This is a genomic window from Dermacoccus sp. NHGro5 (assembly GCF_017565385.1).
GTDB lineage: Bacteria > Actinomycetota > Actinomycetes > Actinomycetales > Dermatophilaceae > Dermacoccus > Dermacoccus nishinomiyaensis.
Map to the genome: position 1 here is coordinate 1 of NZ_JAGEKQ010000008.1, position 15799 is coordinate 15799.

At 70.4% G+C, this 15799-nt stretch carries 14 protein-coding genes and 1 tRNA gene; 3 read left to right on the forward strand and 12 right to left on the reverse strand.

Annotation, left to right across the window (positions count from 1 at the left end):
- Positions 1 to 172: 172 nt before the first annotated feature.
- Positions 173 to 267 (reverse strand) — tRNA-Ser (locus J4Z35_RS04220).
- Between the two features lie 214 nt (positions 268 to 481).
- Here J4Z35_RS04220 and J4Z35_RS04225 point away from each other — a divergent pair.
- Positions 482 to 2008 (forward strand): LCP family protein, encoded by a 1527-nt coding sequence (locus tag J4Z35_RS04225; protein WP_006946746.1) that lies wholly within the window; start codon positions 482 to 484, stop codon positions 2006 to 2008.
- A gap of 170 nt (positions 2009 to 2178) precedes the next feature.
- Here J4Z35_RS04225 and J4Z35_RS04230 read toward each other — a convergent pair whose 3' ends face one another.
- The 4 genes from J4Z35_RS04230 to J4Z35_RS04245 all read right to left on the reverse strand — a co-directional run bounded on the left by J4Z35_RS04230 (position 2179) and on the right by J4Z35_RS04245 (position 5977).
- Complete coding sequence (locus J4Z35_RS04230) at positions 2179 to 2382, reverse strand: cold-shock protein (protein WP_006946709.1); 204 nt, start codon at positions 2380 to 2382, stop codon at positions 2179 to 2181.
- A 297-nt stretch (positions 2383 to 2679) separates the two neighbouring features.
- Positions 2680 to 3645 carry a DMT family transporter gene (locus J4Z35_RS04235; RefSeq protein ID WP_006946739.1) on the reverse strand — a complete coding sequence of 322 codons (966 nt, stop codon included), beginning with the start codon at positions 3643 to 3645 and terminating at the stop codon, positions 2680 to 2682.
- 84 nt (positions 3646 to 3729) lie between these two features.
- Positions 3730 to 5331, reverse strand: coding sequence for a glycerol-3-phosphate dehydrogenase/oxidase (locus tag J4Z35_RS04240; RefSeq protein WP_074039763.1), 1602 nt, complete (start codon positions 5329 to 5331; stop codon positions 3730 to 3732).
- Positions 5300 to 5977 (reverse strand): helix-turn-helix domain-containing protein, encoded by a 678-nt coding sequence (locus J4Z35_RS04245; RefSeq protein WP_171969821.1) that lies wholly within the window; start codon positions 5975 to 5977, stop codon positions 5300 to 5302. Before J4Z35_RS04245 ends, J4Z35_RS04240 begins: the two co-directional genes overlap by 32 nt.
- A gap of 103 nt (positions 5978 to 6080) precedes the next feature.
- Between J4Z35_RS04245 and J4Z35_RS04250 the strand changes: the two genes are divergently transcribed.
- Complete coding sequence (locus J4Z35_RS04250; RefSeq protein WP_074039760.1) at positions 6081 to 7781, forward strand: FAD-binding oxidoreductase; 1701 nt, start codon at positions 6081 to 6083, stop codon at positions 7779 to 7781.
- Positions 7778 to 8674, forward strand: coding sequence for a diacylglycerol kinase family protein (locus J4Z35_RS04255; RefSeq protein ID WP_074039802.1), 897 nt, complete (start codon positions 7778 to 7780; stop codon positions 8672 to 8674). Before J4Z35_RS04250 ends, J4Z35_RS04255 begins: the two co-directional genes overlap by 4 nt.
- Positions 8675 to 8694: 20 nt before the next feature.
- Here the strand turns inward: J4Z35_RS04255 and crtI are convergent, their stop codons facing one another.
- The 7 genes from crtI to J4Z35_RS04290 are packed head-to-tail and all read right to left on the reverse strand — an operon-like array spanning position 8695 to position 15741.
- Complete coding sequence (crtI, locus tag J4Z35_RS04260) at positions 8695 to 10176, reverse strand: phytoene desaturase family protein (RefSeq protein ID WP_074039755.1); 1482 nt, start codon at positions 10174 to 10176, stop codon at positions 8695 to 8697.
- Positions 10173 to 10892: an isopentenyl-diphosphate Delta-isomerase gene (gene idi, locus J4Z35_RS04265; protein ID WP_074039754.1), complete on the reverse strand. Its 720-nt coding sequence runs from the start codon at positions 10890 to 10892 to the stop codon at positions 10173 to 10175. The genes crtI and idi overlap by 4 nt, the downstream gene beginning before the upstream one ends.
- Positions 10893 to 10947: 55 nt before the next feature.
- Positions 10948 to 12156 carry a polyprenyl synthetase family protein gene (locus J4Z35_RS04270; protein WP_062256472.1) on the reverse strand — a complete coding sequence of 403 codons (1209 nt, stop codon included), beginning with the start codon at positions 12154 to 12156 and terminating at the stop codon, positions 10948 to 10950.
- Positions 12153 to 13898: an FAD-dependent oxidoreductase gene (locus J4Z35_RS04275; RefSeq protein WP_006946679.1), complete on the reverse strand. Its 1746-nt coding sequence runs from the start codon at positions 13896 to 13898 to the stop codon at positions 12153 to 12155. Before J4Z35_RS04275 ends, J4Z35_RS04270 begins: the two co-directional genes overlap by 4 nt.
- Positions 13895 to 14212, reverse strand: a complete 318-nt coding sequence (locus J4Z35_RS04280) for a lycopene cyclase domain-containing protein (RefSeq protein WP_038566746.1) — start codon at positions 14210 to 14212, stop codon at positions 13895 to 13897. Before J4Z35_RS04280 ends, J4Z35_RS04275 begins: the two co-directional genes overlap by 4 nt.
- Before the next feature lies 1 nt (position 14213).
- Positions 14214 to 14684, reverse strand: coding sequence for a lycopene cyclase domain-containing protein (locus J4Z35_RS04285; RefSeq protein ID WP_040014990.1), 471 nt, complete (start codon positions 14682 to 14684; stop codon positions 14214 to 14216).
- 31 nt (positions 14685 to 14715) lie between these two features.
- Positions 14716 to 15741, reverse strand: coding sequence for a DUF5914 domain-containing protein (locus J4Z35_RS04290; RefSeq protein WP_062256476.1), 1026 nt, complete (start codon positions 15739 to 15741; stop codon positions 14716 to 14718).
- Positions 15742 to 15799 lie beyond the last annotated feature (58 nt).

Sequence of the window (15799 nt, forward strand, 5' to 3'; positions counted from 1 at the left end):
GGGTTGTTGAGCTGTCGGAACGGGCGGAGGGACTCCGTCGGCGCGACGCGCGCTCGCTTCGCTCGCGGGCGTCGTGCCTCCTCCTCAAATCCCCCGTACCCATTCAGCGAGAGTGACGAGGGCCCCGCCGGGGCGACTTCGTCGCGCCCGGCGGGGCCCTCGTCACTCTCGCTGGCGGAGGCGGAGGGATTTGAACCCTCGATGGGGCTATAAACCCCAAACCCGCTTAGCAGGCGGGCGCCATAGACCGGACTAGGCGACGCCTCCTCCGCGCAGCTTTCGCTGCAGCCCTGAAAGGTTATCCGACCCGCCCCGCCACACCAAACCGCCTCCCCCCGACACGTCAACACAGGAGACTCACACCTGGGCTTCGGCCGGCGTCGAGCTTCGTCACCAGATTGAGACATTTCCTCCTTCATCCCTCATGATGGAGTGTCAGGGGCAGCTTTCGGTGCCCTCACACGCAACAGAGAGGGCCACGATGGCGAGGCAGGCGGAGCACGAACCATCCGGTGCGCACGCACCGTCCGACGTGACCCGCTCGAGCGAGCGTCAACGCCGCCGTGCGACGCTACGCCGCTCTCTGTCGTTGACATTTCTGAGCACCCTCGTCCCCGGCCTCGGGTTGATGTGGACGAAACGTCGCACCGTCGGCGTCATCCTCCTGCTCATCGCCGTCATCGCCGGCATCGCTCTCAGCATCTTCCTCCTGAGCGGTAACGTCCTCACCGGCGCCGCCAACGTCCTCACCTCGACCGGCCTCAAGCTCGCCCTCGTCGCGCTGGCCGCTGCCCTCGTGCTGTGGTTGACGTCGATCGTTCTCACCGCGCGCACGACGCACACCGACGGCTGGTCGCACCGCGGCGACATCCTGTTCAAGGCCTTCACCGCCCTCATGTGCCTCGCCGTGACGATGCCGCTCGCGCGCGCCGTCAGCACCGTCACCGTCACGCAGGACGCGTTCGGCACCATGTTCATCGAGAACGGCAAGGGCGCCGCCTCCACCAAGGAGAACGCGTTCAAGAAGAAGGCCCGCGTCAACCTCATGCTCGTCGGTTCCGACGCGGGTAGCGACCGCACGGGCATCCGCACGGACTCGCTCATGGTCGCCTCGATCGACACCCACACGGGTGACACGACCCTCATCAGCATCCCGCGCAACTGGAACTACGTCCCGTTCCCCGAGTCGAACCCGCTGCACAAGCTCTACCCGAACGGCTTCCACTGCCCCGAACGTGGTGCGGGCGACCCCTGTTGGATGGATGCGGTGTGGAGCGAAGCTGACACGCAGCACCCGGAGTTGTTCCCCGGTGAGCAGTACGCCGGCCTCAACGCGACGCGCGACGTCGTGCAGGAGATCATCGGCATGCCGATCGACTACTCCACCGTCATCAACCTCAAGGGCTTCCAGGACCTCGTCGACGCCATGGGCGGCGTCGACATGACGATCCCTCCCGGGGGCATCGCCATCGGCGGCAAGATCGAGGGCGGCGCGATCGTGCCCGGCTCGATCACCGGCCGCATCCCCGAAGGACGCCAACACCTGAACGGTCAGCAAGCCCTGTGGTACTCACGCAGCCGCGTCGAGACCGGCGACGGCGACCGCATGCGCCGTCAGCGCTGCATGGTCAACGCACTCATCGACCAGACCAACCCCATCTCACTGGTCAACCAGTTCCCCTCGATCATGAAGGTCGCCAAGGAGAACATCCTGCTCGACCTGCCGCAGAGCGAACTGCCCGACCTCGCCGACCTCGCGAACACGATGAAGAAGGGCCAGACGAAGAGCGTCAACCTCGCCTACCCCGTCATCAGCGACAGCCACCCCGACTACGACAAGGTGCGCGCCCTCATCAAGAAGGGCATGGATCGCTCGACGCCGGCCCCGAAGCCGAAGTCCAGCTCGAGCGCTTCGTCGTCGACCGCCCCGAACTCGTCGTCGAGCAGCGCGAGCACCAGCTCGTCGAGCAGCGACCAGGCCATCGACGACACCACGGCCACCTGTTGATCGTGCGCACGACTGAACGCAGACTCGGCTGCGCCGCCCACCCCACGAGGGACGGGCGGCGCACTCGTCTGCGTGACGGGCCCCGCCCGAGCATGACGGAGTCGGCGCACGACGAAGCCCCCAGCCGAACGGCTGGGGGCTTCGTACGAAAACGCTACGAGATCAGATGATCAGGCAGCCGTGACGTTCGAGGCCTGCGGGCCCTTGTCGCCCTGCGTGATCTCGAACTCGACGCGCTGACCCTCGTCGAGCGAGCGGTAGCCGTTGGTCTGGATGGCGGAGAAGTGAACGAAGACGTCGGCGCCGCCGCCGTCCTGCTCGATGAAGCCGAAGCCCTTCTCAGCGTTGAACCACTTCACAGTGCCCTGTGCCATGGGAAATCCCTCAATCTGTTTCTCTGCGTTGAGCCTGCACTTTTTGCAGGCTCAGGCTGATGTGCATGCCGTGAACGCCTGAGGTGATGTACAACAGGGGTAAAACCGGGTTCTGCAAAGCAACCACCCTCACGCTAACACGAGCGGCCCCGCGGGCTTCATTCCACGCGTCCCGCGAAGGTGAATAGTTGGTGACCCGCAGCAGCTGGAGCAGTGGGCGAGAGCGTCACTTCCAGCCCGAGCAGGACCTCGAGCGCGCATCGGAGCATCGAGCCGGGTAGGTGTGCGCCGCCGGTGTCACTCGTTACGCATCGACAGCGGTGTGGCGCCGCCGTCCATCGCTGCCGCGAGTTCGGCCTCGGCGGCCGCGCCCTGGGCGGCACGCACCGAGCTCAGCTTGACGACCGAGTACAGCAGCAGCGCGAGCCCGGCCACCTCACCGGCGACGGCGAGGGGCGTGTCGCGCAGTTGGTCGCCGTAGACGCCGACACCGATGAGGACGCTGAACAGCGGATCGAGCGAGGCGACGACGGGCAGCACGACGTTGAGAGGCGCCGCCGCGAACGCCACCTGGTTGAGCGCCAGACCACAGGCAGCGAGCGCGATGAGCACCCACAGCTGCCACGACGTCAGCACCGCGTCGAGACCGAAGAGGTGTGAGATCTGCGTCGTCGACTTCATCAACCCGGCCGTCGTCGCGTAGACGATGGCGACGGACGCTGCGAGCGCCCGGGCACGCATCCGCGGGCGCATCGAGCGCGTGCCGAACACCGCGCCGAGGACGAACAGGCCGCCCACGACGGCGAGGATGATGGCGGGCACGCGACGACCGATGGCCGTCTCTCCGTGTGCGGAGATCGCGTCGGAGACGAGCAGGAACATCACGAGGCCGGCGACGAGCGTCAGCGAATGGAGGATCTCCGAACGTGTCGGGCGCGTACGCAGCATGACGTGGTTGAGCCCGAGGCTGATGACGAGCGACATGCACAGCACCGGCTGCACGACCGAGAGGCTGCCGTACTTGAGGGCGAGGATCTGGAAGACGACGCACAGCCCGTCGAACACCATGGCGATGGCGAACGTCGGGTTCGCGACCCATGCCACCGCCGCGGCGCGCAACCCGCGCCGGGGGAGCTTCTCACCGTCCGCTCGCTCGTCGACCGCCGGCTGCTCCACGGCATGCTGTGCGGCGCGGTGCTTGAACACCGTCGACAGCGCCGCACACGCACTGGAGGCGACAGCCAGCAGCAGGACGAGCAGCATGCGACCTCCGAGCGACGACGTTTTCGGACGCCACGGCATCGGCCTCCCGGCCTCAGGGTACTGGCCGAGGGCGGTCAGGGACGTTCAGGCACGGTGGTGCGCGACTGGGAGTTCTCTGAAGGTGTCCAGACCCATCTCGCGCCGCAGAACCTCCGCCGCAACGGCGCGAGCCGGCTCGAGGTCTGCGTCGACAAAAGCCAGGCGCGTGCGGCGCTCGACGAGATCGTCGAGCGTCATGGCACCCTCGTGCCGCACCGCGTGGACGAACTCGGCGACCAGCGTCGACGATCCGGGCACGACGCGCTCGGCGTAGAACGACGATTCGTCGGCGATCGCGGCCACCGACGGGGCCAACGTGCCGTAGCGGCGCACGAGCCGCTCGGGCGCCGCGACGCGAGCGAGGACGTCAGTCGGGGCTGCGCCGAGAAGCGGAAGCTCACGCGTTCGGCACGATGCGACCACGCCTCCGACGCGCCGGGCTACGGCGTCGACGGCGTCCTGCGCCATGCGGCGATACGTCGTGAACTTTCCTCCCGTGATGGTGATCGGGGCGCCCGGCTCGTCGAGGAGCAGGTGCTTGCGCGAGGCGTCCGCGGTCGCGCCTTGCCCGCTCGAGGCGTCGGCGCGCGTCACGAGCGGTCGCAGACCAGCGAAGCGCCCGACGACGTCGTCACGCGTCAGCGGACGGGCCAGGACGGCGTTCATCGTCGCGAGCAGGAACTCCTCGTCTTCGTCCGGGACGGAAGGAGCGAGCGGGTCGGCGTCCGGGTCGGCCTCGTCCGTCAGCCCGATGAGGACGAGCCCGTCGACGATCGGAATCGCGAACACGTAGCGGCCAAAGTGCCCGGGCACCGGTGCGACGAGCTGCGCCGAAGGGTTACCCACCGCGCTCGCCCGGACGACCAGGTGCGAGCCACGCGAGGGCGTGACGGTGAGACGCTCGTCGTGCTCGCCGCTCCACACCCCCGTCGCGAGCACGATGTGGCCGTGGGCGACGAACGACTCCCCCGTCAGCTCGTCGGTGAGCTCGACGGACTCAGAGTCGAGCGGACGCGCCGCACACCGCGTCACGACGTCGGCGCCGTGCGCCGCGGCGGTGCGCGCGAGGGTCGTCACGAAGCGCGCGTCGTCCTCGAGCTGGCCGTCGGTGTAGCGCAGCGCCGCGCGGCCGCGCACTGCGCCAGGGACGAGCGACTCGACGTCACGCACCCGAATGCGGCGCGGCGCGGCGAGGACGTTCGACGGCGTGCGGCTGACGCGGCGCAGCCCGTCCGAGAGGGTGATGCCGAGGTTCGAGACGGCCGCCTCACCGATGCCGGTGTCGAGCACCACCGTGTGCAGCGGCCGCACGAGATGCGGCGCGATGCTCGTCATCAGGTGATGACGCTCGCGCGCCGACTCGTAGGCGACGGCGAGGTCACCCTTTGCGAGATAGCGCAGGCCGCCATGGATGAGCTTGCTGCTCCACCGACTCGTCCCTGCCGCCAGATCGACGCGCTCGACGAGTGCCGTGCGCAGCCCGCGCGACGCCGCGTCGAGCGCCACGCCGACACCCGTCACCCCGGCGCCGACGACGATGACGTCGTAGCGCTCGTGGGCGAGGCGGTGCAGTGCCGCAGCGCGTTGGGTGGGGTTGAGGCTGCCCACGCTGGGGTCACTGGCGGGGTGGCCGGGGGTGGTCGACATCAGGAGCGGCCTTCCGTGGGGTGGTCCGGTGGTCAGAGGCTGCCGGGCTGGGCGCGAGGTACCCGTCGAGCAGATGGGCCGCCTCGGCGAGCCACACCTGACGAGGGGCGATCTGCTCGAGCGGTCGACGGCTGACGAGGTAGGGCATGAGCGCCTGCATCGCGCCCATCGCGAGGACGTCGGCCGGCGCGTCGCGCACCGAGCCATCGAGCTGCGCGAGGGCGATCGCGGCGCTCAACGCGTCGAGAATGCTGCGCTGGCTGCGCCCGACACGTTCGACGAGATAGGGCAGGAGCAGTTCGGGGTCGTGCTCGATCAGCGCCTGCGTGAACTCCGTCGAGAGCGCCTCGAGCGTGGTGATCGCGGCGCGGACGATGACGTCGCGGGTGACGGCGCCCGCCTCGCCGTCGGCTGGTTCGCTTGCGGTTTCGTTCGCGGGAACCTGGGGCAGCGCGTCGCTTGCGGCGGCGGCGAAGTCGGCGACGAGGGCCTCGCGCACGAGGTCGTCGAGCGTCGCGCCACGTCGGTAGAGGGTGGCCCGACTCATGCCTGCGCGGCGGGCCACCGACGTCATCGTCGCGCGGCGAAAACCGTAGGCGATGACCTCCGCCCGCACTGCGGCCAGCATTGCATCGTCTTGCGTCATGCGTCCTCCTCGCTGTGTGGTCGCCGCCACGACGGGCCCGTCGGAGCAATGAAACATTGAGACAAATCGTGACTCAGTGTCTCACGCACGGCATGATGGGGTCATGAAGGATGACGCGAACCTCGTCGAGACCGCCCCGCGCTCGGTGTGGCACGCCTGGGGAGACCCGCAGCTCAAGAAAGAACTCTCCCCGCTCGTCTGGCGCGGGTTGAAGCTCGCCAAGGGCATCGAACCGGCTGAGCAGGACACTCCGCCCGTCGCGCTCGACGACGTCGAGCTGCCCGCCTCCACCCTCGACGACGACGGCCTCGCCGCCCTGCGCACACTCGTCGGCGACGCGCACGTCAGCGTCGAACGACGCGAGCGCATCGAGCACGCCGGGGGCAAGAGCTACCCCGACCTGTATCGGCTGCGCACCGGCGACGGCAGTCACGCGCCGGACGCCGTCGCGTTTCCCGCCGACGGCAGCGAGGTCGTCGAGGTGCTGCGCCTCGCCGCGCAGCGTGAGATCGCCGTCGTCCCGTTCGGCGGTGGCACGAGCGTCGTCGGCGGTGTCGACCCCGTGCGCGGTCGGTTCGCGAGCGTCATCAGTCTCGACCTACGGCGCCTCGACGCCGTCGTCAGCATCGACGAGACGTCGCGCACCGCAACGCTCCAGCCCGGGCTGCGCGGCGCCCAGCTCGAAGCCGTGCTGCGTCCGCGCGGACTCACGCTCGGACACTTCCCGCAGAGCTACGAACAGGCAACGCTCGGCGGATATCTCGTGACGCGCAGCTCCGGGCAGGCGTCCTCCGGGTACGGACGGTTCGAGCAGAACGTCGTCGCCGTCACCCTCGCCACGCCCGAGGGCGAGCTGACGCTCGGCGGGCGGACTCCCAGCTCGGCGACGGCCGCCGGGCCGAAGCTCATCGACGTGCTCATCGGCAGCGAGGGCACGCTCGGCGTCATCACCGAGATGACGCTGCAGCTGCACGAGGGACCGACCGAGTTCGCTTACGAGACCTGGGCGTTCGACTCGTTCACCGACGGGTTCGACGCGTTCCGGGCGCTCGCGCAGGATCTCGGCCACGGCGTCATGCCGGACGTCAGCCGCCTCTCCGACGGTGAGGAATCACGCACGATCCTGGCCCAGTCGGCGCGAGGGCTCGCGGCGATGGCGACCTTCGCCGCGCGCGGCGCCCGCGAGCCGTCGCTCGGGGTGCTGCGTTGGGAGGACACCGACCGCACCACCCTGCGTCGGCGCCGGCGACAGGCGCACCGCGTGCTGCGCGCGGCGGGTGCGCGACGTGCGCCCGCGTCGATCGCCGAGCACTGGATCAGCCACCGCTTCCGCGGGCCCTACCAGCGCGACCACCTCATGGATCGCGGCATCTTCGTCGAGACGCTCGAGACGGCGACGACGTGGGCGAACCTGCCGACGCTCTACAGCGCGGTGCGCGATGCGATCAGCGCCGAGGTCGGCCCGCACGCCGTCGTCCAGTGCCACGTCTCGCACCTCTACGACGGCGGCGCCTCGCTCTACTACACGTTCTTCTGCCGCGAGGAGAGCGACCCGCTCGCCCAGTGGCGCCGCGTCAAGACGGCCGCGAGCGACGTCATCGCGGCACACGGTGGCACGATCACGCACCACCACGCCGTCGGCACCGACCACCGCGCCTGGGCCGCTGACGAGATGGGCGAGCTCGGCGCGCGCATCCTGCGCGCGGTGAAGAACGAGCTCGACCCGGCCGGAATCCTCAACCCCGGCAAGCTCGTTCCGCCGGTCGACGACGCCCCCGACGCGTGCGAGGCCGGGGCGTCATGACGCGGCCCGTCACCCTGGTCGTCAACCCGGCTGCGCGCAAGGGTGCGACGCTGCGCATGATCGATCCGGTGACGGACATCCTGCGCGCGCACGGTTGGCGCGTCGACGTCGTGGTCACGCGGTCGGCGGACCACGCGTCGCAGGTCGCCGCCGACGCGAACGTCGACGACCTGCTCGTCACGCTCGGCGGCGACGGGCTCTACGGGCGGGTGGCCGCGGGCGCCGTCGTCAGCGGCTGCCTCATGGCGCCGTTGCCCGCGGGGCGTGGGCACGACCTCGTCCGCGCACTCGGGGGCCCGGGCGACGTGCGACGCGCCGCGCAGCTGCTCGCCGTCGCGCGCGAACGCCGCCTCGACGTCGGACTGGCCGGCGACGGCGACCCGTCGACCGCCACGGTCTTCCTCGGTGTGGCGACGCTCGGCTACGACTCGATGGCGAACACGTACGCCAACGACGCTCCGCGCGCGGTGCCGAGTTCGCTCGTCTACGCCTACGGCGGCGCTCGAACGCTCGTGCACGCGCGGCCGCGACCGTTGACGCTCGTCGTCGACGGGGTGACGCACGAGTTCACCGGGTGGAACGTCGCGATCGGCAACTCGGGGCGATTCGGCGCCGGGATGCGCGTCAACCCCGACGCGTCGATGAGCGACGGGTTGCTCGACGTCACCGTCGTCACCGACATCCCACGCTGGCACTACCCGGCGATGCTGCCGCGCCTGTTTCGCGGCACCCATGTCGACGGGGTACGTGTTCGAGCGCTGCGCGGACGCGAGATCCGCGTCATCACGCCCCACGTCGGGGATGTCTATGCCGACGGCGACCTGCTCGAGGCGTCGCCGACGACGTTCCGTGCGCTGCCCGACGCCCTGCGCGTCCTCGTGCCGGCGCCCTGAGACGCCTGAGCGTCGAGCCGTCAGCGCCCGACGTAGGCCTCGACGCGCGCCGCGGCGAGCTTGCCGCTGACGAGCACCATCGGCACGCCGACACCCGGCACGGTGCCGGAACCGGCGAAGAATACGCCGGGGCGGCGGCGTTCGACGTTCGGCGGGCGGAACGGGCCGGTCTGCAGGAACGTGTGGCTGAGCGCGAACGGCGTTCCCGCGGCCATACCCTGCGCCTGCCAGTCGGTGGGATCGACGAACTCGTCGGTGACGATCGTCGTCGGGTAGCCGGCGTCATCGAGGAAAGCGAGCAGTTCCTCCTTCATGCGCGGCCGCTCGGCCGCCCAGTCGACACGCCCGACGTCGAGGTTGGGTGCGGGCTCGAGGACGTACAACGTCGAACAACCCTCCGGCGCGGCGGTGGCGTCGTCACGAGACGGAATGGTGACGAGCCGCGACGGGTCCTGCATCCGCGTGCCGCGCACGAGCAGATCGTCGAACGACTCCTCCCACGCCGTGCCGAAGTGGATGTTGTGGTGCGCGGCGTCGCTCGGCACACCCTCGACCCCGAGGTGCCAGACGACCGCGGACGGCGAGTACGTCGCACGCTTCAGGACGGCCGGCGGTTCGAGGTCGTCGAGCAGCGTGCGGTAGGCGATGGGCAGGTCGGTCGTGCAGACGATCGCGTCACACGGCAGCCGCTCGTCACCACTCGGGCCGGACGTCTCGACCCCGGCGACGGCGCCGTCAGCGCGGGTGAGGATGCGCGTCACCGTCGTGTCGTAGCGTTGTTCGACGCCTGCGCGCCCGAGCGCACGCGCCATCGCCTCGGGCACCTCGCGCATGCCGCCGGCCGGGAACCAGACACCCTCGATCGAGTCCATGTACGTGATGACGGCGTACAGCGCGAGCGCCTTCTCCGGCGCGAGACCTGCATACATCGCCTGGAACGAGAAGATGCGGTGCAGGCGTTCGTCGTCGAAGCGCTCGCGGATGACGGGCCCGAGGTGACGGAACCCGCCGAGCCTCACGAGCCGCGCGGCTGCAGCCGGGTTGCGTAGCAGGTCGAGGGGTGAGTCGAAGTTCGCGTCGATGAAGTGCGGCATCTCGACCTCGTAGAGCCGCCGCAGCCACGCGACGAAGTCGTCGAACGCCGCTGCGTCCTTCGCGCCGCACTCGCGCGCGATCTCCTCGCGCATCGCCTCGTGGCCGTGGCGGACGAAGATCGTCGAACCGTCCGCGTAGCAGGCGCGGTAGGCGGGGTCGAGCAGCGTCAGGTCGAGCACATCGTGTACGCCCACGCCGATCTGCGCGAGGGCTTCGTCGACGAGGTCGATCATCGTCAGGACGGTCGGGCCGGTGTCGAACGTGAACCCGTCCCGCTCGAGGCGGATGCCACGCCCACCCGCCTGCGCCTGCTTCTCGACGATGACGACGTCGTGCCCGGCGCCGCGCAGATGACAGGCTGCGGCCAGGCCGGCGAGGCCGGCTCCGATGACGACGACGCGACTCATGCGAGATCCTTCTCATCGAGGGGTTCGTGTTCTTCGTGCTGCGTGTGCTCGTGCGCGGTCTCATCGTGCGGGAGCGCGAGCGGCGAGAGGCCGTTCTCCCCCAGCTGCTCGGCGAGCAGCACGATCTGCTCGGCCGCCCACGGGCTGAGCAGCGCCGGAGTGCGACGCGCGAGGTGGACCGCGTCGGGCCAGGCGATCCAGGCCCACTCGCATACCTCGTCGGGGTGCGGTTCGAGCTGCGCCTGGTCGATGCGCCCCACCAGCACCGGGCAGATCTCGTGCTCGACGATGCCGGACGCGTCGACCGCACGGTAACGGTAGCTCGGCAGGACGACGCGCAACTGCGTCACATCCAGCCCGAGCTCTTCACGCACGCGCCGGCTCACCGCGTCCTGCGTGGGTTCGTCGGGGCGCGGATGCCCGCAACAGGTGTTCGTCCACACACCCGGCCACGCGACCTTCGTCAGCGCGCGACGGGTGAGCAGCAGGCGACCCGCGTCGTCGAGCAGGTAGCTCGAGAAGGCGCGATGCAGCGGCGTGTCACGGGTGTGCACCTCGGCGCGCGGGCACGTGCCGATCGCGGCGCCGTCATCGTCGAGCAGGACGACGACGTCGTCGGTCGCGGCCGGCACACCCGTAGTAGGAGCGGCGGGCGCGGCACCGAACGTCGCTTCCGCTGGCTTGCCGGGCGCGTCGATCATCGGCGTCTCGCGCATCGGGGGTGCTTCTTTCGAGTCGTCGGCGTGAGGTGCTGGATGATCCTGACGACGTTCACGCATCGCGCACCGCCAGTTCGTCGGCGAAACGCGTGAGTTCGTCACGCACCGCGCCCTGCGGCAGCGCCGCGAGAGCATCGAGGGCATCAGCGTGGCGATCGGCGATGCGGGCGACGGCCTGCGCGCGCACGCCCGCCGCGTCGAGGCGCTGCAACCAGGTGTGTGTCTCGGCCTCGTCGAGTGGTTCGCGACCCGGCGCCAGGCGTCGCGTCAGCTCGCCGTCGAGGGCCGAGTCGGCGAGGCCGAGGACGGTCGTCGGCTTGCGTTCGCGCAGATCCTCGCCCGCCGGTTTGCCCGTGACGGCGGGTTCGCCCCACAGGCCGATGATGTCGTCGGCGAGCGCGAACGCCTCACCGAGCGCGGCGCCGAATCGGCTCAGCCACGCCGGTGGCGCGCTCTCGCCGGCGAGCAACGCGCCGATCTCGAGGGGGCGCTGCACCGTGTACGCGCCCGACTTTGCGTGCGCGACGCGGCGTGTGCTCACCTCGTCGAGGCGTGCCTCGGCGGCGAAGACGAGGTCGAGCCGCTGGCCGGTGACGAGCTCGACGACCGCTGCGTCCCACGCGTCCGCCACGTGCTCCGGCAGAGCGCGGACGAGGCGGTTCGCGAGCGCGAACGCGAGATCACCGGCGAGAACGGCGACGCTGTCGCCGAGGCGCGCAGCGTCGGGGCCGTCGGGCTGAGCTGCGGCGGCTCTCACCTGGTGGTGCGCGGTCGGAGTGCCGCGTCGCGTGTCAGAGGCATCCATGACGTCGTCCTGCAGCAACCCGAACAGGTGCAACAACTCGAACGCCGCAGCGACACGAACGACAGCGTCGGTGGTCGCGGGGTCGTCGTCGGGGTTGGTGCACTCGCGCGCCGCCAGGTACCCGAGGCGGACGAGCCGGGGCCGCACGAGTTTGCCGCCGGCTGCGAGAAGATCACGCACGAGCGTCTCGAGCGACGATGCCTCGACCAGCGCTGACGAGGGCAGTCCGGCCGTCACCACACCGCCGGCGTCGGCCGCGAAGGCAAGGCTCTCGGCCAAGCGCGCCTGCACGGCGTCGAGAAAGCTGGCGGCATCGGTGAGACGGCACGCGTCGCTGCGGCGTCCTCCATCTCGACTCTCGGTGTCGCAGCGTCCCGCGGCGCGCCGCTCGCGCCCGAGTCCTTCGAGCCCGGAACGTCCGGCGTCGGGGGCGACGTCGTTCTGCCGTCCGCTCATCGGCCACGCCCTGACGAATCGCGACCTACCGTCGTGAGGCCACGCTCGCGCAGGCGCAGCGCCGCACGGGCGGCGCGCAGCGACCGCGGGAACCGCGCCCGCGTCGGCACGCTCCACAGCTCGTGCCCGGGCAACCCCCAGTGGCGCAGCAACGCGTTCGCGGCCTGGAAACCGGTCGTCGCCGCCCGCTCCATGAGCGCGACGGGCAGCTCGCAGCGCACGCCGTCACCGGCGAGGACGAGCTTCGGCTGCGGCGTGACGACGCCCGGGCGCGCGGCCCACTCGTCCGTACCGGCGAGGGGGCAGTCGGCCTCGACGAGCACCTCCTCGTGCACCGGCTCGCACCCGGTGAGCTCAGGGTGCAGGCGCTCGAGCTGATGTCGTAGGTCGGCGAGCACTTCGTCATCGGTGACGTCGTCGGGCACCGCGTAAGCATGCAGTTCGACGACGCTGCCGCCGCACCGCTCGGCCCACTGCGCGGCGCCGTCCTCGAGGTCGTGGACGAGAGAGACGTTGTCGAGATGGCCGTACGCGGCCGTGCCGACGAACGGCGCGCGGCCCGCCGCGACGGGGCGGTCGAACCACAGTCGCTGCACGATGAAACGAGGCGCCATCTCCCCGGTCAGCACGGACGCACGCCAGGCCTCGTCGCCGAGGTCGGTGCCGTCGACGAGACGCTGCAGCACGTCACGACTCGTCGCGATGACGACGGCGTCGGCGCGGAGCGAGCCATGGGCATCGTCACGGTCGATGGCGAAGTCAAGGCGGCCGCGACTCGCCTCGTCGGTACCCGCCGCACCCGCAGCCGCGCCGGCGCTGACACGGAAACCCTCGCCGTCGCGCTCGATCGACTCGACGCGACAACCCGTAACGACGTGCGCGCCGAGGTCCTCGAGGTAGGAGCGCAGCGGTCGCCACATCGTCGTGTCGAAGTCGTCGCGGCTGACGTCGAACAGCAGCCCCTCGCCGGAACCGAGGAAGTACATGTGGAACATGGCGACGAGTTCGCCGGCGGAGAAGTCGCGCGGGCCGGCGAAGAAGCTGCGTGCGAACACCTCGAGCGCGAGCGAGCGCATGCGTTCGGGGAACCGCAGCGCGTCGAGGGCGTCGGCGGCGCTCACCCCGTCGTAGCGCGAATACGTGGCGGGGAAATCGACGTCGAGCAGGTCGAGGGCGCGGTCGGCGTCAACGCGCGTCAGGTCGCGCAGACCGAACGAGGGGCTGCGGGCGACGAACGACAGGAAGTTGAGCGGCGGCCGCGTCGCGATCTGCGTGAACGAATCCTGCGTACCGTCCGCGTGACGCAGCGGGTAGTCGTCGACGGGGCGCAAGCATTCGAGGCTCGGGTCGACGCGGCGCAGCAGCGCGCGCAGGTTGTAGTACTGGCGGAAGAACGCGTGAAACCCGCGGCTCATCGTCGCTCGATCGTCCGGGGCGCCCGACGCGTCAGCGCCCCGGGTCGGCACGTCGACGGGCCAGCTGCGCACTCGGCCACCGAGGCTGCTCTCCGCCTCGATGAGCGTGACGCGCACGCCGCGCTCTGCCAGCCCGACGGCGGCGCTGATGCCGGCGATCCCACCACCCACGACGACGACGTGGGGGGCCGCGGCGTCCGCCACCCTCGACGCAGCAGGGCCGCCCCGACCGTCAGGCTCATGCCGTTCGGCCGCCGCATCACGTCCGGGGCGCCACGGCGGCACCCGTCGCAGCCCCGCCGTGAAGGCCTCGATCGTCGCGCTCATCGTGCGTTCTCCTTTCGGCGGCGGCCGTGGTGTTCCCACAGCAGGATCGTCAGCGTCACCATCGAGAAGCCGAACCCGAAGTCCTCGATCGGGATGTCCCACGGAAAGCGGATGCCGAGGAACTGATCGCGCCCGTAGAGGACGATCGGGTCGCTCAGCTTCGTCAGCCAGCCGTCGACGAGGATCTGGAACGCGAACACGATGACCATCGAGCACCAGTAGCGCGCCGAGGTGAAGATGCCGGTGCGCCAACGCCCTTCGAGAGCGACGACGCCGATCATCGACGCGACGGTCAGCACGGTGTACTCGGGCACGTCACACCTCCCTCGACGGGCGATGATCGCCTCGCGCGGACGAGCCATCAGCCGCCACATGGCGTCCCTCGCCCGCCCGCCCGTCCGAATCGACCCGGGCGAGAGCACTTCTCGCGCTCCCGCTCGAGCGCCACGAGGCGAGCAGGCGCAGGCAGAACCCGACGGCTCCGTACGTCAGCAGCCCGCAGATCGGGATGACGACGAAGAACACGAGCTCCTCGATCGGCATCGGGGTGAGCGGCACATCCCAACCCGACGTGAACCGCGGCGAGTACGACCAGTGATCGCGCACGATCCCGACGATGTCCCACACACTGAACAGCACGACGACGGGCAGCAGCGCCGCGAGCAACCGTCGCGGGCGTGAGTACACGCGGGCGCGCAGGACGAGTTCGAGCGGCAGCGTGATGAGCAGGCATCCACCCATGAGCAGCAGGTACTGATAGGGATCCCAGGACGCGGGCAGGCTCATGTCGCCCACCCCACCACGACGTCGGCCGCCGTCACGACTGCCCGTCCCTCGCGAAACCCGAACGCAGTTCGTAGCGACGCTCCGCGTACTCGAGGTCGTCGACCCACAACTGGCCCTGCGTGCGCAGCACGAGCGGGCGGATGAGCGGCGCGAATGCCCGCGCCGCACGGAAACCGGGGCGCTCGGAGTGCGCGATCGTCGCCTCGTGAATGACGCTGCGAGCCGGCTGCTCGGCGCTCGCCGGCTGCACGCACGTCGCGTGGGTCTCGACGGTGCTGCCGACGCCCTCGCCGTCGATGATCGTCATCGTGATCGTGCGGCTGTCGGCGCACGTGAACGCCGCGCGCACCGGAACGCCGTAGGTGTGGTTGAGGCGGAACGTCACGTCGGTGACGAGGCAGTCGTCGTCGCTCGCGTCCTCGTCGACGACGAGGTGGCTGAACGCGTATGGGTGGAACCAGGCCCCGTGCCACGGGTCGAGGCGATTCGCGATGACGTCGGACGTCTCGCAGCGCGCTTCACGCGTGTAGACCGCGACGAGCGCCTCGTCGAGTGGAGCGCGCGGGGGCAGCACCGGCGCATCGCTCGGCGTCTCGCCGTCGCTGGGCAACCGCACCCAGAACAGGACGCCGTCGTCGTGCGCGGGGTAGGTGAGCCATTCGCCCGGCCACTCGCTCGGCAGCCGCAGCCCGTGCCAGCGGCACAGCACGTCGCCGTCATCGGTGTGGCAGTTCTCCAGCAGCGCACCCATGTGCGGGCACGCGCCCGGCCCCGCGAGCGCCGAGCCGTCGGTGCCGCGCCACAACGCGATCTCGCGTCCGAGGATCGTGCGCACCGTCGAACGCCCCGCGACGACGTCCGTGCTCGCCGCCGCGACGTGCCAGCCACCCGCGTCCTGGGCGAGGGCGCGCGCCAGCATCCGCTCGATGCGGGGCACCGCGGCCTGACGCCACGTCGAGCGAATCTGCTCCTCCGGCGGCTGCGGGACGCGTCGGATCGGGTTGCGCCGCGCGATCTCGGCACGCAGTTCGGCGCGGTTGCGGGGCGGGCGTCTCATCTGCGGCTCCTTCGGCGAGTTTCGGTGGGCGAGGGGGTGCGGTGGGTCGAGCCGGTCT